The 20611-nt window shown below is 70.0% G+C and carries 25 protein-coding genes; 14 read left to right on the forward strand and 11 right to left on the reverse strand.

What is annotated here, in order from left to right:
* Positions 1 to 2: 2 nt before the first annotated feature.
* The gene (locus P8T65_RS26370; protein WP_316727715.1) at positions 3 to 746 is read right to left on the reverse strand and encodes a hypothetical protein; all 744 of its coding nucleotides are present in this window, start codon (positions 744 to 746) and stop codon (positions 3 to 5) included.
* A 562-nt stretch (positions 747 to 1308) separates the two neighbouring features.
* Here P8T65_RS26370 and P8T65_RS26375 point away from each other — a divergent pair.
* Entirely contained in the window at positions 1309 to 1878 is a 570-nt protein-coding gene (locus tag P8T65_RS26375) for a LuxR C-terminal-related transcriptional regulator (RefSeq protein WP_399100272.1), read from the forward strand.
* 126 nt (positions 1879 to 2004) lie between these two features.
* On the opposite strand, the gene P8T65_RS26380 is transcribed toward P8T65_RS26375, so the two are convergent.
* Positions 2005 to 2796, reverse strand: a complete 792-nt coding sequence (locus tag P8T65_RS26380; protein WP_316727716.1) for a hypothetical protein — start codon at positions 2794 to 2796, stop codon at positions 2005 to 2007.
* Positions 2797 to 2916: 120 nt separating this feature from the next.
* Positions 2917 to 3657 carry a hypothetical protein gene (locus P8T65_RS26385; protein ID WP_316727717.1) on the reverse strand — a complete coding sequence of 247 codons (741 nt, stop codon included), beginning with the start codon at positions 3655 to 3657 and terminating at the stop codon, positions 2917 to 2919.
* Positions 3658 to 3852: 195 nt separating this feature from the next.
* Here P8T65_RS26385 and P8T65_RS26390 point away from each other — a divergent pair, with 195 nt between their 5' ends.
* The 5 genes from P8T65_RS26390 (at position 3853) to P8T65_RS26410 (ending at position 9925) form a co-directional block, all read left to right on the forward strand.
* The gene (locus P8T65_RS26390) at positions 3853 to 4605 is read left to right on the forward strand and encodes a glucose 1-dehydrogenase (protein WP_316727718.1); all 753 of its coding nucleotides are present in this window, start codon (positions 3853 to 3855) and stop codon (positions 4603 to 4605) included.
* 136 nt (positions 4606 to 4741) lie between these two features.
* Positions 4742 to 5860: an LLM class flavin-dependent oxidoreductase gene (locus P8T65_RS26395; RefSeq protein WP_399100277.1), complete on the forward strand. Its 1119-nt coding sequence runs from the start codon at positions 4742 to 4744 to the stop codon at positions 5858 to 5860.
* Between the two features lie 30 nt (positions 5861 to 5890).
* A complete protein-coding gene (locus P8T65_RS26400; protein ID WP_316731732.1) occupies positions 5891 to 7699 on the forward strand; it encodes a D-aminoacylase in 1809 nt (602 codons plus the stop codon).
* Positions 7696 to 9183 carry an aldehyde dehydrogenase family protein gene (locus P8T65_RS26405; RefSeq protein WP_316727719.1) on the forward strand — a complete coding sequence of 496 codons (1488 nt, stop codon included), beginning with the start codon at positions 7696 to 7698 and terminating at the stop codon, positions 9181 to 9183. The genes P8T65_RS26400 and P8T65_RS26405 overlap by 4 nt, the downstream gene beginning before the upstream one ends.
* Before the next feature lie 178 nt (positions 9184 to 9361).
* Entirely contained in the window at positions 9362 to 9925 is a 564-nt protein-coding gene (locus tag P8T65_RS26410; RefSeq protein ID WP_316727720.1) for a hypothetical protein, read from the forward strand.
* Positions 9926 to 9950: 25 nt separating this feature from the next.
* Here the strand turns inward: P8T65_RS26410 and P8T65_RS26415 are convergent, their stop codons facing one another.
* Together P8T65_RS26415 and P8T65_RS26420 are read right to left on the reverse strand one after the other, a co-directional pair.
* Positions 9951 to 10250: a type II toxin-antitoxin system PemK/MazF family toxin gene (locus tag P8T65_RS26415; protein WP_316727721.1), complete on the reverse strand. Its 300-nt coding sequence runs from the start codon at positions 10248 to 10250 to the stop codon at positions 9951 to 9953.
* Positions 10247 to 10477, reverse strand: coding sequence for a hypothetical protein (locus tag P8T65_RS26420; protein WP_316727722.1), 231 nt, complete (start codon positions 10475 to 10477; stop codon positions 10247 to 10249). Before P8T65_RS26420 ends, P8T65_RS26415 begins: the two co-directional genes overlap by 4 nt.
* Before the next feature lie 138 nt (positions 10478 to 10615).
* Here P8T65_RS26420 and P8T65_RS26425 point away from each other — a divergent pair, with 138 nt between their 5' ends.
* Positions 10616 to 11164, forward strand: coding sequence for an AAA family ATPase (locus P8T65_RS26425; RefSeq protein WP_316731733.1), 549 nt, complete (start codon positions 10616 to 10618; stop codon positions 11162 to 11164).
* Between the two features lie 10 nt (positions 11165 to 11174).
* Positions 11175 to 11609 carry a cytidine deaminase gene (locus P8T65_RS26430; RefSeq protein WP_316727723.1) on the forward strand — a complete coding sequence of 145 codons (435 nt, stop codon included), beginning with the start codon at positions 11175 to 11177 and terminating at the stop codon, positions 11607 to 11609.
* A gap of 5 nt (positions 11610 to 11614) precedes the next feature.
* On the opposite strand, the gene P8T65_RS26435 is transcribed toward P8T65_RS26430, so the two are convergent.
* On the reverse strand, positions 11615 to 12190 hold the full coding sequence (locus tag P8T65_RS26435; RefSeq protein WP_316727724.1) for a hypothetical protein: 576 nt from the start codon (positions 12188 to 12190) through the stop codon (positions 11615 to 11617).
* Between the two features lie 232 nt (positions 12191 to 12422).
* Between P8T65_RS26435 and P8T65_RS26440 the strand changes: the two genes are divergently transcribed.
* Positions 12423 to 13157 (forward strand): class I SAM-dependent methyltransferase, encoded by a 735-nt coding sequence (locus tag P8T65_RS26440; RefSeq protein ID WP_316727725.1) that lies wholly within the window; start codon positions 12423 to 12425, stop codon positions 13155 to 13157.
* Between the two features lie 83 nt (positions 13158 to 13240).
* Here the strand turns inward: P8T65_RS26440 and P8T65_RS26445 are convergent, their stop codons facing one another.
* The 3 genes from P8T65_RS26445 to P8T65_RS26455 form a co-directional block, all read right to left on the reverse strand.
* Positions 13241 to 14215: a phosphotransferase gene (locus P8T65_RS26445; protein ID WP_316731734.1), complete on the reverse strand. Its 975-nt coding sequence runs from the start codon at positions 14213 to 14215 to the stop codon at positions 13241 to 13243.
* A gap of 93 nt (positions 14216 to 14308) precedes the next feature.
* Positions 14309 to 14497, reverse strand: a complete 189-nt coding sequence (locus P8T65_RS26450) for a DUF397 domain-containing protein (RefSeq protein ID WP_316727726.1) — start codon at positions 14495 to 14497, stop codon at positions 14309 to 14311.
* Between the two features lie 9 nt (positions 14498 to 14506).
* Positions 14507 to 15358, reverse strand: a complete 852-nt coding sequence (locus tag P8T65_RS26455; protein WP_316727727.1) for a helix-turn-helix transcriptional regulator — start codon at positions 15356 to 15358, stop codon at positions 14507 to 14509.
* Between the two features lie 232 nt (positions 15359 to 15590).
* Between P8T65_RS26455 and P8T65_RS26460 the strand changes: the two genes are divergently transcribed.
* The 4 genes from P8T65_RS26460 to P8T65_RS26475 all read left to right on the forward strand — a co-directional run bounded on the left by P8T65_RS26460 (position 15591) and on the right by P8T65_RS26475 (position 18234).
* Complete coding sequence (locus tag P8T65_RS26460; RefSeq protein ID WP_316727728.1) at positions 15591 to 16025, forward strand: ATP-binding protein; 435 nt, start codon at positions 15591 to 15593, stop codon at positions 16023 to 16025.
* Between the two features lie 101 nt (positions 16026 to 16126).
* The gene (locus P8T65_RS26465; protein WP_316727729.1) at positions 16127 to 16390 is read left to right on the forward strand and encodes a hypothetical protein; all 264 of its coding nucleotides are present in this window, start codon (positions 16127 to 16129) and stop codon (positions 16388 to 16390) included.
* Positions 16391 to 16529: 139 nt separating this feature from the next.
* On the forward strand, positions 16530 to 17387 hold the full coding sequence (locus P8T65_RS26470; RefSeq protein ID WP_316727730.1) for a maleylpyruvate isomerase family mycothiol-dependent enzyme: 858 nt from the start codon (positions 16530 to 16532) through the stop codon (positions 17385 to 17387).
* Between the two features lie 199 nt (positions 17388 to 17586).
* Entirely contained in the window at positions 17587 to 18234 is a 648-nt protein-coding gene (locus tag P8T65_RS26475; protein WP_316727731.1) for an AAA family ATPase, read from the forward strand.
* Between the two features lie 75 nt (positions 18235 to 18309).
* On the opposite strand, the gene P8T65_RS26480 is transcribed toward P8T65_RS26475, so the two are convergent.
* Positions 18310 to 18723, reverse strand: a complete 414-nt coding sequence (locus P8T65_RS26480) for a nitroreductase/quinone reductase family protein (protein WP_316727732.1) — start codon at positions 18721 to 18723, stop codon at positions 18310 to 18312.
* A 74-nt stretch (positions 18724 to 18797) separates the two neighbouring features.
* Here P8T65_RS26480 and P8T65_RS26485 point away from each other — a divergent pair, with 74 nt between their 5' ends.
* Positions 18798 to 19676 carry an endonuclease/exonuclease/phosphatase family protein gene (locus P8T65_RS26485; RefSeq protein WP_316727733.1) on the forward strand — a complete coding sequence of 293 codons (879 nt, stop codon included), beginning with the start codon at positions 18798 to 18800 and terminating at the stop codon, positions 19674 to 19676.
* Between the two features lie 56 nt (positions 19677 to 19732).
* On the opposite strand, the gene P8T65_RS26490 is transcribed toward P8T65_RS26485, so the two are convergent.
* Complete coding sequence (locus P8T65_RS26490) at positions 19733 to 20563, reverse strand: SAM-dependent methyltransferase (RefSeq protein ID WP_316727734.1); 831 nt, start codon at positions 20561 to 20563, stop codon at positions 19733 to 19735.
* Between the last annotated feature and the right edge of the window lie 48 nt (positions 20564 to 20611).

The raw sequence follows: 20611 nt of genomic DNA on the forward strand, positions 1-20611 counted from the left end.
CGCTACCGCCGCGGTCGCATCAGGCGCAGGTCCTCGCCCCACCCGTCCAGCACCGCCCCGTGCCCGGCCTTCCGGGCCACGCCCTCGACCCGGGCGAACAGGTCTCGCTGTGTGGCCACGTCGCCCGTCGCCGCGATGTGGGAAACGGTGTCGAGGAGGTGGCCGGTGTCCCAGTCGGGGAGCGGGAAGCGGGACAGTTCCCAGTGCAGGTACTTGTTGTACGGGCGGGGGCGGCGGTCCAGGGCGAAGAGCAGTTCCAGTAGGTAGCGGACGCTGTCGGCGGCGTCCAGGCGGGCCGCGAGCGCTTGGCCGTCACGGGCGTTCTTGACCGAGCGGTAGAGGGAGTTGGCGTAGGCGTCGAGGTAGGCGGCCGCCTCCCGGCGGGCCTCGTCGACGTCGAGCCGGGCCTTGGCGGACAGGATGCGGGCGATCTCCCCGTCCAGCCGGTCGAGCACGATCCGCGCGCGGGCGAGGGCGTACCGCTCGAACCCGGGCATCCCGGCGGCGCGGAACTCGTCGAGGGTGAGGATCACGAGGTCGAGTTCGGGCGTGCGGTGCCCCGCGTACCGGGTGAGCCCAGTCGTCGAGCCCTCGGCGAGGACGACGTACAGGTCGTGGTCGGAGTGTGCCGTGGTCATGCCCTCGTGGGCCCGGGAGCCCTTGAGGACGAGGCCGACGACGGCGGGATCGGCGGTGGCCGTCTCCACGAACGCGTCGTAGGAGATGAGGGGGCGCTGAGCGGGCATGGCGTGATCTCCGGTGTGGCGGACGACGGGTAGGCCGAACCGGGCGGCCCCGGGACTCGCCAGGGTCGCCCGCATCCTCTGCGGTGGCATTCGGTCACCGCCCGGCGGATCAACGCACACCGGGACCCTACCGCCCCGTCCGGTCGCCTCACGCGTCCCGTCCCGTCCCGACCTCGTCCTTGCCTGCACACACCTGAAATCCCGGGATTCTTGCGGGAGTTCAAGACAGACAGGTTCCGGCCGTCGCGGTGGGGCCCGTACGGTGAACCTGTCAGACAGCTTGCCGGTTCGTTCTTGAAACTTCGAACAACTGACGTCGGAGGCACGTATGTAGGGGAGTCATGGCTTCGGCGGAAGGACACGTGAGGTGCGATCCCCCCGGCACGTCAGAACGTCCCAGCACGCAGGCACCCCCGTTTCGGCTGTTCCCGCACAACCCTCCCGGGTCACGGAACGCCCACCCCGCTCGACGGCACCCTCGCCCCCCGGCCTGTCGGTCGCCCTGGCTTGCGAACCGGGCCGATGGCCGCACGAGGGCTGGCCGGGCCCCGACGACCGGTACGTGAGCAGCGCCCTGCTCGTCCCGCCGCCCTACGGTGAACTCCGTGAGACCGAGACCGAGGCCGATGTCGTGGTCCTGCGCTGCGAGGACCCGTCGGTGTCCTTCCCGGTCCTGCTGGACGCCATGGGATCCATGAGCGCCCCGGTGATCGTCGTCAGTCCCCACCGGGACGCCCAGACGGTCGTGGAGGTGTTCCGGGGCGGCGCCGGCTACCTGGTCGACGGCGACTACTGCACCTGCATGCTCTCCTCCGCTGTCGTGGCCGCCACCGTGGGCCACACCTCCTTCTCGCCCGTGGCCTGCGCCGCCATCCGGGACGCGGCACGGCAGCTGCCGCCGGAGCACGGGCGGGCGACGGAGCGGCTGCGTTCCCTGCTCTCGCCCCGCGAGCGCCAGATCATGGAGCTCCTCTCCACCGGCCTCGGCGCCCAGGAGATCGGGCTGCGGCTGACCCTGAGCGAGAAGACCGTCCGCAACAACCTCAGCAACATCTACGCCAAGCTGGATGCCCGGGGGAGGACGGAGGCGGTGCTGAGGTGGCTGGGAGCGGCACCCGGGGTTCGCGTATGAGAAGACCTGATTGAGTGTCCGAGGGAACGCCCGAGGGAACGCACGGGAACACTTCGGCGCCTTTCGTGGACCGCATGAATAATCCCCCGTGCAGGGCACGGGGGATTATTCGACTTTCTCCGGGCGCTATTGAATGGTGACGTCGGAGAGCGGAACCTCGACGTCGGTCACATTCTCGCCGCCCTGCTCGAATCCGGGTTCGGCGCGCGCACTGTTCCCACTGTTGAGGATTCCATCGGCCTGGGGCGTGCCGCACTTCACATTGCGCAGCCAGAGCCGGCCGTCCGGTGTTCCGCTGGGCAGGAGTTGCGGGTAGAAGACGTGGACGGCGGTGGAGTTCTCGCTGGGTGAGAAGAACACCGTCTGGCCGTCCTGGGCCTCCTTGTACGTGGCCTTGAGGAAACCGCTCACGTCGGTGCGCTTGTGGGACCACATGAAGAAGGCGATGTGGTCCGCCTTGACCGTGTCGGACCTGGAGAAGGAGAACGACGACGTGGTGTCGTCGCGCTTGATGTTGAATTCCTGCGTGGCGAACTTGACCCCGATCTCGAAGACGGAGCTCGCCAGCTTGGTGCTGCCGTCCGTGTTGAAGCCGTCCTCCAGCTGGATGACGCGGGTCACGGACGCCGTGCCGCTGAACGTCTTCGTCGCCGCGGTGCTGACTCCGCAGTTGTCGGTCACCGAGGTGACCCGCTCGTTGGGGCCGAGGCTGTCGTTCCTGAACTGGACGTCGACGAACTCGCAGTTCTCCAGCTTGTCCGAGTCCGTACGGCAGTCGGTGGCCACCTCGTCAGGGGTGGCGGCTCCCGCGCTGTACATCAGCGGGACGGCCAGCCCGAGGGCGACGACCGGCGCCAGCGCGAGGGTGATGCGCTTCTTCTTGCTGCGGTGGTTGCCGCTGCGCCCGGTGCGTGTCATGGGATCTCCTGCGAGGGTGAGGGGGAAAGTGCTGGTGGGAAGGGTCCCGCCGGAAGGGGGAGGTGATCCGGCGCGAGGTGGGACGGGGGCGACCGAGAGCCTTCGGCCGACGGGCTCGGGTCAGCAGTCCTCCAGGACGACCTTGGTGGTGCCGTCCGCGAGTCCGGGCGTGCCCGCGGCGCTCTCCAGGATGACCGGCCCCTCGACGACCTCCGGTGCCACGAAGTTCTTCTCGGGCGAGGGGTTCACGGCGAAGCTTCCGGGGTCGGCGTCGAGGTGCACCCGCCATTCGCCGGTCATACGCTGCATCTTCGGCGTGAAGGTGACGTGCATGACCTTGCCGACCGGGACTTCCCGCACCTCCGACTCGCTGGCGGTGGCCGTCTTGATCGTCATGTCCAGCGTTCCCTTGTGCTTCACCCAGCCACCGCTCAGAGCTCCGAAGAGACCGCCGAGGGCGCCCTGCTGGGTGGCGGTGTACTTGCCCTGACCCTGGCCCACCGCCTTCGAGAACTCGGTGGTCACCTTCGACGGTTCGGTGGCGTTCGGCTCGCAGTTCGGGAAGTCGACGGTGACCTTCTCCGTGGGGCCGTCGAAGGTCTCGAAGTTCGTCTCGACGAAATCACAGGTGTCGGATTCGAATCCGTCCCCGAGACCGCCGCCGAAATCGCTCGTCGACTGCTGCTTTCCGTTGAGTTTCGCGGTCCTTTCACACATCCGCATGATCTGGTCGACGGACGGCTCGTCGGCGGCGTTGGCCGACGGCAGCAGCACGGTGACGGTGGCCGCGCAGGTCGCGAGTGAGGCACCGATCGCCAAGTATCGGACCTTCTTGTTCCTGAAGCGCCTCTTGGCTGCCATGACTGTCTCTCCTTGGGGGGTGCTTTACCTTCCGATGGAGGATTATTGGGGTTCTGTGCAGCATGTGGACAGAGTCAAATGTCCCTACTCTCCGGTCGGTTCTGATTGCATATGCAAGCTGTCGTCGCCTCTCTGACGCATCGTCAGATCTGGCGGTACCCTGACCTCGACCAACACACCGCGATGGGAGTCCCCATGGGCAAGCTCGACGGACGTGTCGTCCTCGTCACAGGTGCCGCGCGCGGCCAGGGCGAGCAGGAGGCTCGGCTCTTCCGGTCGGAGGGGGCCGAGGTGGTCGTCGCCGACGTCCTCGACGACCAGGGGGAGGCCCTCGCCAAGGAGATCGGCGCCCTCTACGTCCATCTGGACGTGAGCCGCGAGGACGACTGGACGGCCGCGGTGGCCGCCGCCAAGGGGGCGTACGGACGCGTCGACGGGCTGGTCAACAACGCCGGTGTGCTGCGCTTCAACTCCCTCGTCGACACCCCTCTCGACGAGTTCATGCAGGTGGTGCGGGTCAACCAGGTCGGCGTCTTCCTCGGCGTCAAGACCCTGGCCCCGGAGATCGAGGCGGCCGGCGGGGGCACGATCGTCAACACCGCCTCGTACACGGGGATGACGGGGATGGCGTACGTCGGCGCGTACGCGGCGACCAAGCACGCCATCGTCGGACTCACCCGGGTCGCCGCGCTGGAGCTGGCCCGCAAGGGCATCCGGGTCAACGCCGTCTGCCCCGGTGCCGTCGACACCGCGATGACCGACCCGGGCGACGAGGTGTCCGCCGAGGCCGTCGACAAGCTCTATCGCAAGCGCATCCCGCTCGGCCGGATCGGCCGCCCCGAGGAGATCGCCCGCCTCGCCCTCTTCCTCTCCTGCGCGGACTCCTCCTACATCACCGGGCAGCCGTTCGTGATCGACGGGGGCTGGCTGGCCGGAGTGAGCCTCTGACCGCCCGCCCCGAGCACGCATCTGACGGTACGTCAGCTATTGACGCTCCACGGGGCCGGTGGAACAGTCGGCCGTGTCAATATCTGACGGACAGTCAGAAGCAGCAGAGGATCTGACCGTGGGACGGTGAACCTCCTTGGAATTCGGGCTCTTTGTACAGGGATACGTGGGCAAGCGGGCCGAGACCGACCCCCTCGCGGAGCACAAGGCGCTGATGGAGGAGACCGAGTACGTCATCCAGGCGGACAAGTCCGGCTTCAAGTACGCCTGGGCCTCCGAGCACCACTTCCTGGAGGAGTACTCGCACCTCTCGGCCAACGACGTCTTCCTCGGTTACCTCGCACACGCGACGGACCGCATCCACCTCGGCTCCGGCATCTTCAACCCGCTCGCCCAGGTCAACCACCCCGTGAAGGTCGCCGAGAAGGTCACCATGCTCGACCACCTCACCGAGGGCCGTTTCGAGTTCGGCAGCGGGCGCGGGGCAGGCTCCCACGAGATCCTCGGGTTCATCCCCGGGGTGACCGACATGAACTACACCAAGGAGATCTGGGAAGAGACCATCGCCGAGTTCCCCAAGATGTGGCTCCAGGACGAGTACGTCGGCTTCCAGGGCAAGCACTGGTCGCTGCCGCCGCGCAAGATCCTGCCCAAGCCGTACGGGAAGTCCCACCCCGCGATGTGGTACGCCGCCGGGTCGCCGCCGTCGTACTCCATGGCCGCGCGCAAGGGGCTCGGGGTGCTCGGCTTCAGTGTGCAGAAGGTCTCCGACATGGAGTGGGTGCTGGAGAAGTACAAGACCGCCATCGTCGACGCCGAGCCCATCGGGGACTTCGTCAACGACAACGTGATGGTGACGACCACCGCGATCTGCGCGCCCACGCACGACGAGGCGGTGCGCATCGCGGTGGACGGCGGGCTGCACTATCTGCCGTCGCTGGTCTTCCGGTATCACGACACGTTCCCCCGGCCGGACGGCTTCCCCGTGTGGCCCGAGACGCTGCCCGAGTACAACGAGGAGTTCATCGAACTGCTCATCGAGGAAGAGCTGTTGATCTGCGGGGACCCGGACGAGGTGTTCCGGCAGTGCAAGCGGTGGGAGCAGGCCGGGGCGGACCAGCTGAGCTTCGGGTTGCCGGTGGGGGTGCCGAAGGAGGCGACGCTGCAGACGATCCGGTTGGTGGGGGAGCACGTGATTCCGAAGATCGACACGGATCCTGTGCATCGGACTTCGCGGTTCCGAGGAGCCGTCTGAGGTCCGAGTGGCGGCTGCGGGTCGTGGGGGCTGGTCGCGCAGTTCCCCGCGCCCCTTAAAGGTACAGGTGGCACCCATCCTTACCAGGCACCCCGGAAGGAGCGAGTCGTGCTCGACCATGTCATCAAAGGTGTGACCGTCGTCGACGGGACCGGTGCGCCCGCGTACACCGCTGATGTCGGCCTGCGGGACGGCCGTATCGCCGTCATCGGGGAGGTGACGGAGGAGGCACGGTCCTCGGAGGACGCCGCCGGGCTCGTGCTCGCGCCCGGGTTCGTCGACCCCCACACCCACTACGACGCGCAGCTGTTCTGGGACCCGTACGCGACGCCGTCGCTCAACCACGGGGTGACCACCGTCGCGGGCGGGAACTGCGGGTTCACGCTCGCGCCGCTCAACCCCGCCCGGCCCGAGGACGCCGACTACACGCGGCGGATGATGTCCAAGGTCGAGGGGATGTCGCTGGTCGCGTTGGAGGAGGGCGCCCCCTGGACCTGGCACGGCTTCGGGGAGTACCTGGACGCGCTCGAAGGGCGGATCGCCGTCAACGCCGGCTTCATGGTGGGCCATTGCGCGCTGCGGCGGTACGTGATGGGGCCGGACGCCATCGGCGGGCAGCCGAGCCCCGAGCAACTGGACGCCATGCTGCGGCTGTTCCACGAGGCGATGGACGCGGGCGCCTGGGGCCTGTCGACCACGCAGTCCTCGACGCACAGCGACGGCGACGGGCAGCCGGTCGCGTCGCGGCACGCGAAACCCGCCGAGCTCATCGCGTTGTCGCGGGCGGTGGGCGAGCACGAGGGCACCCAGATCGAGGCGATCGTCGCCGGATGCCTGGACCAGTTCAGCGACGACGAGATCGACCTCTTCGTCGAGATGAGCGCCGTGGCCGGGCGCCCCCTCAACTGGAACGTGCTGACCATCGACTCCACCGTCCCCGAACGCGTGCCGAGGCAGCTGGAGGCGAGCGAGCGGGCCCGCAAGGCGGGCGGCCGGGTCGTCGCCCTCACCATGCCGATCCTCACGCCGATGAACATGTCCCTGGGCACGTTCTGCGCGCTGAACCTGATCCCCGGCTGGGGCCCGATCCTGGGCCTGCCGGTGCCCGAGCGGATCGAGCGGCTGCGTGACCCGGAGGTACGGGCGGAGATGCTGCGGCGCGCGGACTCCAAGGAGGCCGGGGTCTTCCGGCGGCTCGCCAACTTCGGGCGGTACGTCATCGGCGACACCTACAGCGAGGCGAACGAGGGCCTCACCGGGCGGGTCGTGCGCGACATCGCCGCCGAGCGCGGACAGGAACCGTTCGAGTGCCTGGTGGAGATCTGCGCCGCCGACGACCTCCGTACGGTCCTGTGGCCCATGCCGACCGACAACGACCCCGACTCCTGGACCCTGCGCGCCGAGACCTGGCGGCACGAGGACGTCCTCCTCGGCGGCTCCGACGCCGGCGCCCACCTGGACCGCATGTGCGGCGCGCCGTACACGACCCGGTTCATCGGCGACTGTCTGCGCGGCCGGAAGCTGGTCGGGCTGGAGCAGGCGGTGAAGATGCTCACGGACGACCCGGCGCGCCTCTTCGGCCTCCGGGAACGGGGTCAGGTGCGGGAGGGGTGGCATGCGGACCTCGTCCTCTTCGACCCGGAGCGCGTCGACGCAGGCAAGGCCACCCTGGTGCACGACCTGCCGGGTGACAGCCCGCGCCTCGACTCCAGGGCCATCGGCGTACGGGCGGTCTGGGTCAACGGTGTCGAGGCGATCCGCGACGACGTGGTGACCGGCGCCGTCCCCGGGAAGGTGCTGCGCAGCGGGCGGGACACCCGGACGGTGAGTACGCGGTGAGCGGGCCGGGGTCTTCGGCGGGGGCCGCGGAGGAGTCCGCGCGGCGCCGGCTGTTCATCGGCGGCTCCTGGGTGGAGCCGGACGGCGGGCACTACGAGGTGGTCGACCCGGCGACGGAGGAGGTCGTCGGGTGGGCGCCGGAGGCCTCGCGGGCCCAGACGCACGCGGCGGCGGCCGCCGCCCGGGAGGCCTTCGGCCCCTGGTCGAGGACGCCCGCCGCCGAGCGGGCCGCGATCCTCGCCCGTACGGCGGACCACATACGACGCCATCTCGTCCCGTACGCCGAACTCGCGCAGGCCGAGAGCGGCGCGACGACCGGGACGGCGCGGGCCATGCAGGTGGGGGTGGGCGCCGCCCGGTTCCAGCGGTACGCGCGCGTGGAGCCGGTGGAGGAGCCGATCGCGCCCCAGATCAACGAGGCCGGGCCGTTCGGGAGGGCGGCCGTGATGGGCGCCCTCGCCGTGCGGCAGCCCGTGGGCGTGGTCACCTGTATCACCTCGTACAACAACCCCTGGGCCAACCCGGCCGGGAAGATCGCCCCCGCCCTCGCCATGGGCAACACGGTGGTCGTCAAGCCTGCCCCGCAGGACCCGCTCTCCGTCTACCGCATGGCGGAGGCCCTGGAGGCCGCCGGTGTTCCGCCGGGTGTGGTGAACGTGGTGAGCGGGTCGGGGACGGAGGTCGGTGAGGCCGCCGTGGACTCACCGGACGTCGACATGGTCAGCTTCACCGGCTCGACGGCGGTCGGGCGGCGGATCGCGGAGGTGTGCGGGCGCGGGATGAAGCGCCAGCTGATGGAGCTGGGCGGGAAGGGCGCGGCGGTCGTCTTCGACGACGCGGACCTGGGCGCGGCCGTGGCCGGCATCGCCACCACCTTCACCTTCTACAGCGGGCAGATCTGCACGGCGCCGACCCGGGTGATCGCGCAGCGCGACGTCTACGACCGGCTGGTCACCCAACTGGCCGCCTACGCGGCCAGGTTGCCGGTCGGCGACCCGCGCGAGCCGGGCACGGCGGTCGGGCCGGTGATCTCGGCGGCCCACCGCGACCGCGTCGAGGCGTATGTCGAACTGGGCCGCAAGGAGGGGGCGCGGGTGGTCACGGGGGGTGAACGGCCGCCGTACGAACGGGGTTTCTGGGTGGCGCCGACCCTGCTGGCCGACTGCGCCCCCGATATGCGGGTCGTCCGCGAGGAGATCTTCGGCCCGGTCGTGGTCGTCCTCCCCTTCGACGACGAGGACCAGGCCATCGCGCTCGCCAACGACAGCGACTACGGCCTCATCGACTACGTCTGGTCCGGCGACGTCGCCCGGGCGTTCCGGGTGGCGCGGCGCCTCCGGGCGGGCGGTGTCGGCGTGAACACGGTCGGCCGCAACATGGAGGCACCGTTCGGAGGGTTCAAGCAGAGCGGAGTGGGGCGCGACGTGGGTTCGTACGCGCTGCACGCGTACAGCGAGACGCAGGCGATCGTGTGGCCGGGGTGAGTCGTCCCCCTCTCTCTCCTCGGCTCGCCGGTGACGCGATGATGTTCGAATGCGTGGGTTGGGTGGGGAGAGCGGGTCGAGCGGGTCGAGTACGTCTGGTGGGGTCGGTGGGGTCGGTGGGGTCGGTGGGGTCGATGGGGTCGGTGGGGCTGGTGGGCGTCCTCTGCTCTACCTGGACGTGGACGGGCCCCTGAACCCGTACGCCGCGAAGCCGGAGCGGCGGCCCGCCGGGTACTCGACCCACCGGATGAAGCCGCAGGGCTGGCTCGACCGGCATCCGGGCGAGCCGGCGGCGTACGTCAAGCCGTTGCGGGTCTGGCTGAACGAGGAGCACGGGCGGCGGCTGCTGGAGCTGGGGCGCCTGTACGACCTGGTGTGGGCGACGACGTGGGGCGCCGAGGCGAACACGTACATCGGACCGGTGCTCGGGCTGCCGGAACTGCCGGTGGTGGAGTGGCCGGTGGTGGAGCGGCCGGGGGCGGCCCGGGACCGGCCGGCGCCCGGCGCGACGTCCTGGCCGACCGGTCTGTTCTGGAAGACACCGCGTCTCGTCGAGCACGCGGCGGGCCGCCGTTTCGCGTGGGTGGACGACGAACTGACCGCTGTGGACAGGGACTTCGTCACCGGACACCACGGCCCAGCCGCCCTGCTGCACCGCATCGACCCCCGACTGGGCCTGCGGGAAGCGGACTTCACCGCCCTGGCCGAGTTCGCGCGAGTCACCGGTCGACCGAGTACGTGACGTGGACGAGGGCGTCGCGCTCGCGTTACAGATCGAACACCGCGCGCAGCCCGATCTCGACGGCTTCCATGACGCGTGCGTCGACCGCTCCGAGGTCTTCGGAGAAACGAGCGGAGGACAAGGTGCGGAATTCGCCGAGCACGATGGTGCCGGAGGAGGGGAAGCCGACCGGGATGTCCACGAGTGTCGCCTCGCGCACCTTCTGTGGGTAGACCAGGACGCAGGTGGCGGTCTTGTTCTGCTCGTTGAGCGCGTCGGACGAGATCACCAGGACGTGTGCGCGGCCTCTGGCGAAGGACAGCTGGTAGACGTGGCCGCGCTTCACCGGCCCGCCAGCCGCGCCCAGCGCTCCAGGGTGTCTTCCTCGCTCTCGGTGGGTTCCGCCGAGAGCGTTGTGATCCCGGCCTCGGCCCGCACCTGGGCGGACCTCTCCAACTCCTCGGCGAGCATCTCTCGGCGCAGTATCCGGGCCGTGTACGCGGAGGCATTCCCTTTCGCCTTCACGAAGGCAGCGACCTCGTCGGGCAGGCTCATCGTCATGTTGACCGTCATGTCGAAATCATACGCTGTGCAATGCTGAGCCGTGATTGAGTCATCGGTCGCGCACAGACGACGCTGATCTACTACTCTCCGTGTTCCTGTGGGTAGGGCGGGGAGATATGAGCGCGTGAGCGCATGGGGGAGAACGACGTGATCGTCTGGGTGAACGGGGCCTTCGGGAGCGGTAAGAGCACCTTGGTGGAGGAGTTGCGGGGGCGGTGGCCCGGCGCGCTCGTCTTCGATCCCGAGGTGATCGGCTACGTGCTGCGGGAGATCGTGGAGGTGCCGACCGGCGACTTCCAGGATCTGCGGCTGTGGCGGCGGCAGGTGGCCGGGTTCCTGGTGGGGCTGGTGGAGGAGTACGGGCAGGAGTGCGGGCCGCGGCCGGTGCTGGTGCCGATGACCCTGGTGAAGCCCGACTACGTGGCCGAGGTGTTCGGTGCGATCGAAGCGGCCGGTGTCCCCCTCCACCACTTCTTCCTCCAGGTCCCCGAGGACGTACTGCGCGCCCGCATCGACGGCCGCAGCTTCACCCCGGACGATCCCAAGCAGGACGCGCGGGTCCGCCGGTGGTGCAAGGACCGCATCCCGGAGTGCGTGGCAGCGGCCGGTGTCCTCCCCTCCGGCACGGTGTTCCTGGACGGCGAGGCGAGCCCCGGTGAGCTCGCGGAGTTGGTGTTCAAGCGGGTGGGTGCGTGAGGGTGTGACGATGATCGCGACACCGACCGACCCCGTCGACCACGAACTCGTCCGGGCCGCGGCCGACGTCGCCCGCACGCGGTGCCGGGGCGACAACCACACCATGGCCGCCGCGGGACGCGCCCGGGACGGCCGGATCGTCACCGCCGTGAACGCCTATCACTTCACCGGGGGCCCCTGCGCCGAGCTGGTCCTGATCGGCACGGCGGCCGCCCAGGGCGCGTACGAACTGGACGTGATCGTCGCCGTGGGCGACCGCGACCGGGGCGTGGTTCCGCCGTGCGGCCGGTGCCGGCAGGTCCTCCTCGACTACTTCCCCACGATCAAGGTCATCGTCGGCGGGGGCGACCGCCTCCGGACGGTTCCCATCACCGACCTGCTGCCCGAGAGCTACGTCTGGGCCGACCACCAGCTCGACGCCGAGAACGAGTCGGAGGAGCCCTAGTCGTCCTAGTCGCTGAGGTCCTGCTCCGCCGGCTCGCCCCGGCCCACCGAGAGGGACCAGTGCACTCCCGGGGCGGCGGTGACGGAGACCGTGCCGGCGCGGTCCGAGTCCTCGGAATCGAACTCGTTCAGGATGTTCGTCACTTCGCCGTCGAGGCACTCCATGGGGAACGAGGCGTTCATGGGGCGGAGCACGACCTCGATCTTGCCCTTACCCTCGCAGCTCACGGCGACGGACAGGGCCGTGCCCTCACCCTTCCTTGCCGCCTCGAACTCCAGGTGCGCGCTGTCGCGCGTCTTGTTCTGACGCAGGACCACGCGATCGGCGATGGGGTCCAGGGCCTCCTCCGCCACCTCGCGGGCCGTGTCGCCCTCGCCCTCACCCTCCCCCTCGTTCGCGTCCGAGGCCGGGGTCGCCTTCGCCTGGGGCTGCTCGACCGACCCTCCGGGCCGTCGTTCCGGTGATCCGGTGTCACCGTCGGACCCGGACGAACAAGCGGCGGTGGAGAGGAGGGCGGCCGCCGAGAGAAGCGTCAGGACGGCGGTGCGCGCACGGACGTGCCTGCGTGCTGTTGATGACATGAACGACCCCCGTATGTCTGCCCGTTGGTCACGAGCGAGGTCGTGATCGTGGCACCGGGGCGAGAGTGACAACAAGGAGACGGGGCGGGTTCAGAGCAGAATCTGAGGTTGCCCCCCTTGCGGAAGCGCTCGCCTCAGTCGCGCGAGGAAGGGCGGTCGGGTGCGGGCGCCGACGTGGTGCGGATGTGCTCCGTATGGTCGTCGGTAGGCCACGCCCCTTACCTTGGGCCGCATGGCTGACGAGATCTTCCGTGACCGGCGGCTGGCCGAGCTCTACGACCCGCTCGACCCCGATCGCGGCGACCTGGATGCCTACCTCCTGCTCGCGGAGCAGTTCGGCGCGAGGAAGGTGCTGGACATCGGCTGCGGGACCGGCGTGTTCGCGCTGCTGCTGGCGGACCGTGGGGTGGAGGTCGTCGGGATCGACCCGGCCGGCGCCTCTCTCGATGTCGCGCGGGCCAAACCGGGGGCGGACCGGGTCCGCTGGATCCACGGGGACGCGACGGCCCTTCCCCCGCTCCAGGTCGACCTCGTGACGATGACGGCCAACGTGGCGCAGGAGATCACGGACCCGGAGGGATGGCGGCGAACACTCGCGGGCGCGTACGAGGCCCTGCGACCAGGCGGCCACCTGGTCTTCGAGACCCGCGACCCTGCCAGGAGGGCCTGGGAGGCGTGGAATCGCGAGGACTCGTACGGGGTCACCGAGGTGCCGGGCTTCGGCACGGTCGAAAGCTGGGTGGAGCTGACCGAGGTCACCGGCCAACTGGTCACCTTCCGCTGGCACTACACCTTCGACGGCGGCAAGAAACGGCGCACCTCCGTCTCCACCCTCAGATTCCGCGAGCGGCACGAGATCGAGACGGGGCTGGCCGATCACGGATATGTGCTTGAGGACGTACGGGACGCTCCCGACCGTCCCGGCAGGGAGTTCGTGTTCGTGGCGCGCCGGCCGCCGACGGTGTGACGGCCGCCGACGGGCGTCGCACCGCATCACCCGGAACCGACTCACCGAGCCTGCCTTCGCGAAGCGGCTGGGGCCCCGGGATTTCAGGTGTGCATGAGTGCCAGCGCCTGCTTGAGGTTGTGCTCGGCGATGCCCGCCATGAACGCCCGGTCGGGGAAGTCCCCGTCGAGCAGCCGCAGCGGCCCCGCCGTCAGCGAGAGCCGCTGCGCGAGCATGTAGAGCGCGAGCCGGTCCTCGTCCAATCCGTCGACTGCCAGGGGCCGGTAGGCGTCGTGCAGGCGGATCCGCAGAAACACGTGCTCCCACTCGACGTCGAAGTACATCGAACCCTCGATGTCGATCGCCACGGGGTTCCCGTCCCTGTCCACCAGCACGTGGTCGGGCCCCAGTTCGCCGTGCACGAACGCGTACTCCGTGCGTGGCCGCACGGTCGCCGCCAGGCCCCGCAGCCGCTCCTCCAGCCGGTCACGGGCGCCCGCGATCCGTGCATCGCGGGAGGTCGCCTCGGCGAGGTCCCGCAGCGCGCGGTCGAGAACGACATCTGCACACGACGTACCGCGCGACGTACCTCCTCCGTCGACCACGGCGACCTTGCCGTACGCCGGTGCGCGGTGCAGTCGCATCGCCTCCAGCGACTCCGCGAGCCGGGCCATGACCGGAGCAGCCGCCCGCCGATCGCGCGCGAGCAGCGCCTCCAGGCTCTCGCCCCGAAGGTCCTCGACGATCGCGAGGTCGGCCGGGTAGTGGGCGCCGTCGCGATCGAGGAGACGGATCGCCGGGACGCGGACGCCGAGCGCGTCCAGCCGCGTGTGTGCGGCCTCGAACAGACTGAGCCCGAGGCCGGGTGAGAACGGGTCGGTGAGGTCGTCATCCCCCTCGGCCGTCGGCCAGTAGTTCTCTGTGTCGTCCCACAGGTAGGCGATCGCCGTCGTCGCGTCGTCCATCACCAGGCGGTACACGCCCTTCTTGCTGCCGCCCGCGACCCGCTCGACCGACTCCAGGCGCCGTCCGCCGCCCAGCGCGGCCCGCGCCCCACCCGCCAACTGCTCCCGTGCCACCGACCTGCAAGCCACGCTCCGAGCCGCCTCTCCGTCACGATCATCCGTTCGGCGATCAGTTGAACACGGGAGCCTGCCGGTACGCGGAGGATGTCAGGCGCGACGCCGGCGTTCCTTCAGCGAGCGCAGCAGGGCACCGAAGGCGGTGGGAGCGGCGTCGAGTGTGGTTCGGGTGGGATCGGCTGATTCGATGAGGCGGATGGTGGTGGGGGCGGCGGATATGTGGACGCAGGCTTCGCCTTCTTGGCAGTAGGAGGACTTCTGCCAGTCGGGTGTGGGCATGTGGGCTCCTCAGAGGTCTTTGGCGATGGAGTGGATCAGGTCACGGGACTTGGCGGGGCTGAGCGCGACGCCTTCCACGACGTCGAGCAGGCGCCGGTACTTCTCCAAGTGCGCCTCGGAGTCCAGGAGTACGGGGCCGTGGAACTGATCCAGTTGGACGGTGTCCAGTTGCGGTACCGGACCGTACGCGTAGTTGATCGACTGGCCTGAGCCTGGAAAGGCGCCGACGTCGAAGGGGAGTACGCGCAGGGTGATGTGCTCGCGCTCGCTCATGTGGATGAGATGGTGCAACTGGGCGCGGGCCACGGAGGCGCCGCCGATCCTCATCCGCAAGGCTGCTTCGTGGATGACGGTCCGGTAGGGGACGGCGCCTGCTCTGTAGAGCACGTCCTGCCGCTTGATCCGGAAGGACGCACGGTGTTCCACCTCGGGTGGAGTCGGTGCCGGGATCACATGGCGGAAGATCTCGCGTGCGTGATCCGAGATCTGCAGCAGCCCCGGCACGTGAGAGGTGAACGCGGTTCGCAGACCGGTGGCGTGATGTTCAAGTTCGGCGAGATCGAGCAGGCCGGCGGGGAGGATCCCGCGGTACTGCTCCCACCAGCCGCGCGACCGATCGCTCGCCAGGTCGACCAGGGCTTCGGCGAACTTCTGATCGGGGCAGTCATATGCGCGGGCCATGGCGCGGATGCGGTCCGCGCTCACGCCGAAGCGGGCCGACTCCACATTGCTGAGTTGACCCGTGCTCGTGCCCAGTTGCCGAGCGGCCTCCGTGGTGGTCATGCCCGCGCGCTCACGGAGTTTCCGTAGCTCGGTGGCGACACGGGTGCGCCGGGCTGACGGCGCCGGCCTGGTCGTCATGCAGCTCCTCCAGGTGCGGCCAGTCGATGAGGGTCACTCACACGAGGGAATCCGCATCGATTTCCTTGGAATCTTGCAAAGCAGCTTTGCCGGGCAGGCTACCTTCTTCTTCAGGCGCCCCACCCAGAAGTGCCCCGCTCGACGGAGCGGCGACGGCCACTGGGTACTGCTCGACCCTGACTTCGACTGCTCAACGACACGATCCAACTCCCCTCAGTCACCGGAGACTTCCATGGCCACCGTATCTCCGTCGCTCGACTACACCCTGCGCCTTCCCCGCGACCCGCGCTCCCCCGGCGTGGGGCGTGCCACCCTGCGGGCCGTGCTGGCGGCGCATGACCTGGCGAAACTCGGCCCGGTGGCCGAGTTGTTGGCGACGGAGTTGCTGACGAACGCCCATCAGCACACCACGACGGAGTACGCGCTGAGGGTGGTGGGGATCGGCGGGCGGCTGCGGGTGGGGGTGTGGGACCGGGACCGGCGGGTGCCGCCCGGGTTCGAAGCGGGGTGCGAAGGCGTCGATGTCCGCGGCGACGCGGAACGCGGCCGGGGGCTCTGTCTCGTACGGGCCTGCTCCGAGGATCGGGGCGTGTCCGTGCTGCGCGACCTCGGCGTCTCGCGGGGCGGGAAGTTGTTGTGGGTCGACTGCGGCGCCGTAGAGGGCTGAAGCAACCGTTCCGGGGGTGCGGCGGTCTTACCCGGCGTCGTGATCGGAGGGTCGGCCTCCGCCCGACTCGTACCGGCGACCGACCGGAAAGGGCGCACTCCATGAAACCCGATCCCGATCCCGATCTCTGCCTTGCCGTTCCGGAGGGTTTCGACGACACGGACGCCGAGTCCCAGGTGCATCCCATGGCGAGGAAGCTGTTTCCCGCCACGACCGCCGCGGACGCCTTCAGGAAGGCCCAGGAGTGGGTGGGGGAGCACGACGTCTTCCTGGTGGACGTGTCATGGGACTTCGCGCACGACGAGGACGAGCCCTACACGCTGAGCATCTACTTCACGTTCGAGCTGGAGCCCGAGGACACCTGACATGGCCAAAAGGTCGCGCCAATACTTCAGTCCGGTTTCGCGATCTTGCGTCAGGCCCGGTTGCGCAAGGTAGCCGAAAGGTGTGGCCTGAGTGGGATATTCACTAGCGAAAAGGTCGCTCGTTTGCCAGGTTTGAGCCATGGATGCCCAGCTCAATGACGTGCCGAGCCATCCCTGGCTGGGTGCCCCGATCGATGCCCGCCCCCTGTTCGCCCCGGAGCAGGCCACGCTGATGACCACGCTGCGTGGCCTGGTGCCCGCCGACTGGGCCAAGGAGGCGCTGCCGGGCTGGACCGTGCGAGATCTTGCCGCCCACGTCCTGGGAGACTTCTACGGCCGGCTTGCCCGCGACCGCGACGGTCACCAGGAAGGCCCCACCTTCGCGCCGGGTGAAACTCTGGAGGCGTTCATCCACCGCATCAACCAGGAATGGGTCGACGCCCAGCGCCGGGTGAGCCCGGTCTCCCTCACCGACACCCTCGACCTGATCGGCGGCCAGGTCGTCCGGTTCTTTGAGGCCACCGACCCCGACGCCCCATCCTTGGGAGTGTCATGGGCCGGCGTCGATCCGGCGCCGATGTGGCTGGACAGCGCCCGCGACTTCACCGAGTTCTGGACCCATCGTCAGCAGATTCGCCACGCCATCGACCGGGGCACCGATCCCGATCCTCGCCTGCTGTCCGTGGTCCTGGACACCTTCATGCGAGCCCTGCCCCACACCCTGCGCGAGGTCGCCGCGCCGGTCGGCACTCAGGTCCGGGTGCGGATCGACGGCCCGGCCGGTGGCAGGTGGACGGCGACAGCCATCGGGGACGTCTGGTCGCTCGCCGAGCCGGACACCGAACGTCCCGCCGCGCTCATCGGCCTGGACTCGGAGACTGCATGGCGCCTGTGCACCCGCGGTATCCAGCCGGACACCGCCCTGGCCCGCGCCCGTATCGATGGCGACCGCGAACTGGCCGAAGCAGCCTGCCAGATCGTGTCAATCGTCTACTGACACCAGTGGATCGGCGTGCCGAGGCGGACACGCCACCGACGGCCATCACGCCCGGTGACATCGGTGGCCAGTTGTCTCCCCCGTGCCGACCTCTTCGGGTTGGGTCCGTGTCCTGCGCCTGCGCGACACTGGTCGAGTGATCGTCGAACGCGCGTATGCCCACCTCTCCTCGCACGACGAGGACGCCTGGCCCTGGTAGGTGCCCTGCGTCCGGCAGCTGCTCGACGAAGGGCTGCGGTTCACCGCGCCGGTGACCTTTCTGGTCGGTGAGAACGGCTCGGGGAAGTCGACCCTGGTCGAGGCGTTGGCGGAGGGGTTCGGCCTGGACTCCTACGGCGGTTCCCACGACTGGCGCTACGCCTCCCCGCGTGGCAAGTCGGCGCTCGGCGAGCGGATGAGGTTCGACGCGGCCTCGGGCGGGCGCCGTATGGCCACCAGCTGGTCGGCCCGCAAGGGCTTCTTCCTGCGGGCCGAGACCGCGCTGGACGCCCTGGGCCGGGAGGGGCTGTCGCCGGACTCGGTCAGCCATGGCGAGGGCTTCCTCGCGGCGTTCCGCGGTAAGTTCCTGCACGCCGGGCTCTATGTTCTCGACGAGCCGGAGGCCGCGCTCTCCTTCACCTCGTGCCTCGAACTGATCGGGCACATCGACCGGTTGGCCAAGGAGGGCGGCCAGGTCATCTGTGCCACGCACTCACCCTTGCTGACTGCCCTGCCGGGCGCGGACATCGTGGAGGTCGGCGAACACGGCATGCGGAGGGTCGCCTGGCGGGAACTCGGCGTCGTGGATCACTGGCGCCGCTATCTCGCCGATCCCCACGCCTATCTGCGGCACATCGTCGAACCGTAGGGGCCGTGGGCGGAGCCTTCGCTGGTCGATGCCTCTGGGGCGTCCGGCCGCCCGCGTCCGGCCGCCGGCCAGACCCTAGCCGCGCAGATCCACCCGTACCGTCAGCAGCTCCGCCCCCAGCACCCGTACCGCCGCGCTGTTCATGCGGGGCAGCGTGCGCAGGCGGGCGATCGGGTCGTCGTCGGGGAGGAGGTGGGCCGTGCCCTCGTGCCAGCGGCCCCGGATGCGGACGCGGACCGAGGGGTCGGCCTTGATGTTGCGGATGTAGTGGGAGGCGTCGCCGTACTCGGAGACCAGCCAGAAGGAGTCGCCGACGCGGCGGCCGCCGATGGGCGTGCGGCGGGGGAGGCCGGACGTGCGGCCGGTTGTCTCCAGGACCGTCTGGAGCGGGACGCGGCGGAGCACCGGGTTGGCGACGTGCCGCTGGAAGGCCGTCACGACACGTTGCTTGAGGTCCATGGGGGCGGTGGGGTCCTCGTTCCGGGACATCGGCTTGGTTCTCCTCGGGGCGTGGGAGGTACGGAGTACAGGATCGGGTGCGGGGCGAAGGCGGTGGGTGGCCGGTGCGGGTCGTGACGTGGAACCTGTGGTGGCGGTTCGGGCCGTGGCAGGAGCGGCAGAAGGCGATCCTCGCGGTGCTGCGCGAACTGCGCCCCGATGTCGTCGGATTGCAGGAGGTCTGGGAGCAGCACGGAGAGGGGCACGGAGAGGATGAGGAGCGCGGGGAGGGCAATCTCGCCGGGTGGCTCGCCCGGGAACTCGGGATGCACTGGGCCTGGGGCGAGTACGGCGACGCCGAGCGCTGGCAGCGGCGGATCGGGGACCCCGGCGTCGGCATCGGCGTCGCCGTGCTGAGCCGGTGGCCCGTGCTGGAGAGTGCCGCCATCGGGCTGCCGACCGCGGAGGGCGGCAGCGGGCGCGGCGCCCTCCACGCCCTCCTCGACGCACCCGGCGCGCCCGTGCCCTTCTTCACCGCCCACCTCAGCTCGGAGACCGACGCGTCCGCGCAACGCTGCCGTCAGGTCGCCGCGCTGGCCGAGTTCGTGGCCCGGCACCGGGGCGGGGGCACCGACCATCCGCCCGTGATCACAGGCGACTTCAACGCCTGGCCCGACTCCGACGAGGTCCGGCTGTTCGGCGGCTACAGGACCGCGCCCGCCGTGCCCGGACAGTGCTTCTTCGACGTCTGGGAGTACGCCGAGCCGGGCGCCCCGTCGGCCACCTGGGACCTCGCCAACCCGTACGTCGCCGCGTCGCACGGGCCGAGCGTACGGGTCGACTACATCCACGTCGGCCCACCGGGCCCCGGCGGCCTCGGCCACGTACGGGCCGTGACGAGAGCGGGCGACGCCCCCGTGGACGGCGTATGGCCCTCCGACCACGCGGCGGTCGTCGTGGACCTGGCGGACGGGAGTGGGGCCGGGGCGGCGGCCGGTGGGTAGCCCGGGGCCGGGGTGCGCTGAAGCCCCCCGGCCACGTACACCGCCCGCCGCCTTCCCTACGGCTTCCGGCCCACCCCGCCGTGCTGCCCGATCGGCTTCGGCTCGCCCGCCGTCGTGTCGTCCGGGTTCCACAGGGGGACGGAGACGACGCCCGGCGGGAGCAGGTCGAGGCCGTCGAAGTAGCCGGTGATCTGGTCGATCGGGCGCAGGAAGTACGGGACGGCGCCCGTCTCGTTGTAGGCGTCCTGGGCGCGCTCGTAGTCGGGATCGGTGCCCCGGGAGCCCTCGTTGATGTTGAGGTAGCTGCCGGAGGGGAGACCGGCGAGCAGGCGGCGGACGATGTCACGGGCCTCGTCGTACGAGCTGACGTGCCCCAGGATGCCGCTGAGGATCAGCGCGGTCGGCCGGGAGAGATCCAGTGTCGCCGCCGCGGCCTCCAGGATGCGCTCCGGTTCGTACAGGCTGGCGTCGACGTACGCGGTGGCGCCCTCCGGGGAGGAGTACAGCAGCGCGCGGGCGTGCGCGAGGACCATCGGGTCGTTGTCGACGTAGACGATCCGCGCGTCCGGCGCGCTGCGCTGGGCGACCTGGTGGGTGTTGTCGGCCGTGGGCAGCCCGGTGCCGACGTCCAGGAACTGCCGGACGCCCTCCACCTCCACCAGATGCCGGATGCTGCGTCGCAGGTACGCGCGGCTGCTGCGGGCGATGGTCACGATGCCGGGGAAGGCGCCGGCGTACGCGTCGCCTGCCGCCTCGTCCACCGGGTAGTTGTCCTTGCCGCCCAGCCAGTAGTTCCAGATGCGGGCGGAGGCGGGCACCGAGGTGTCGACCTTCTCCTTCGCCGCCGGAGCCGCCGCCGGGTCGGGCGTCGTCGCGTGATCGGTCATGGGCGCCGTCTCCTCCGCCGTGCAGGTGCGCCGTCGCACGGACGGACG

The sequence above is a fragment of the Streptomyces sp. 11x1 genome, assembly GCF_032598905.1.
Classification (GTDB): Bacteria; Actinomycetota; Actinomycetes; order Streptomycetales; family Streptomycetaceae; genus Streptomyces.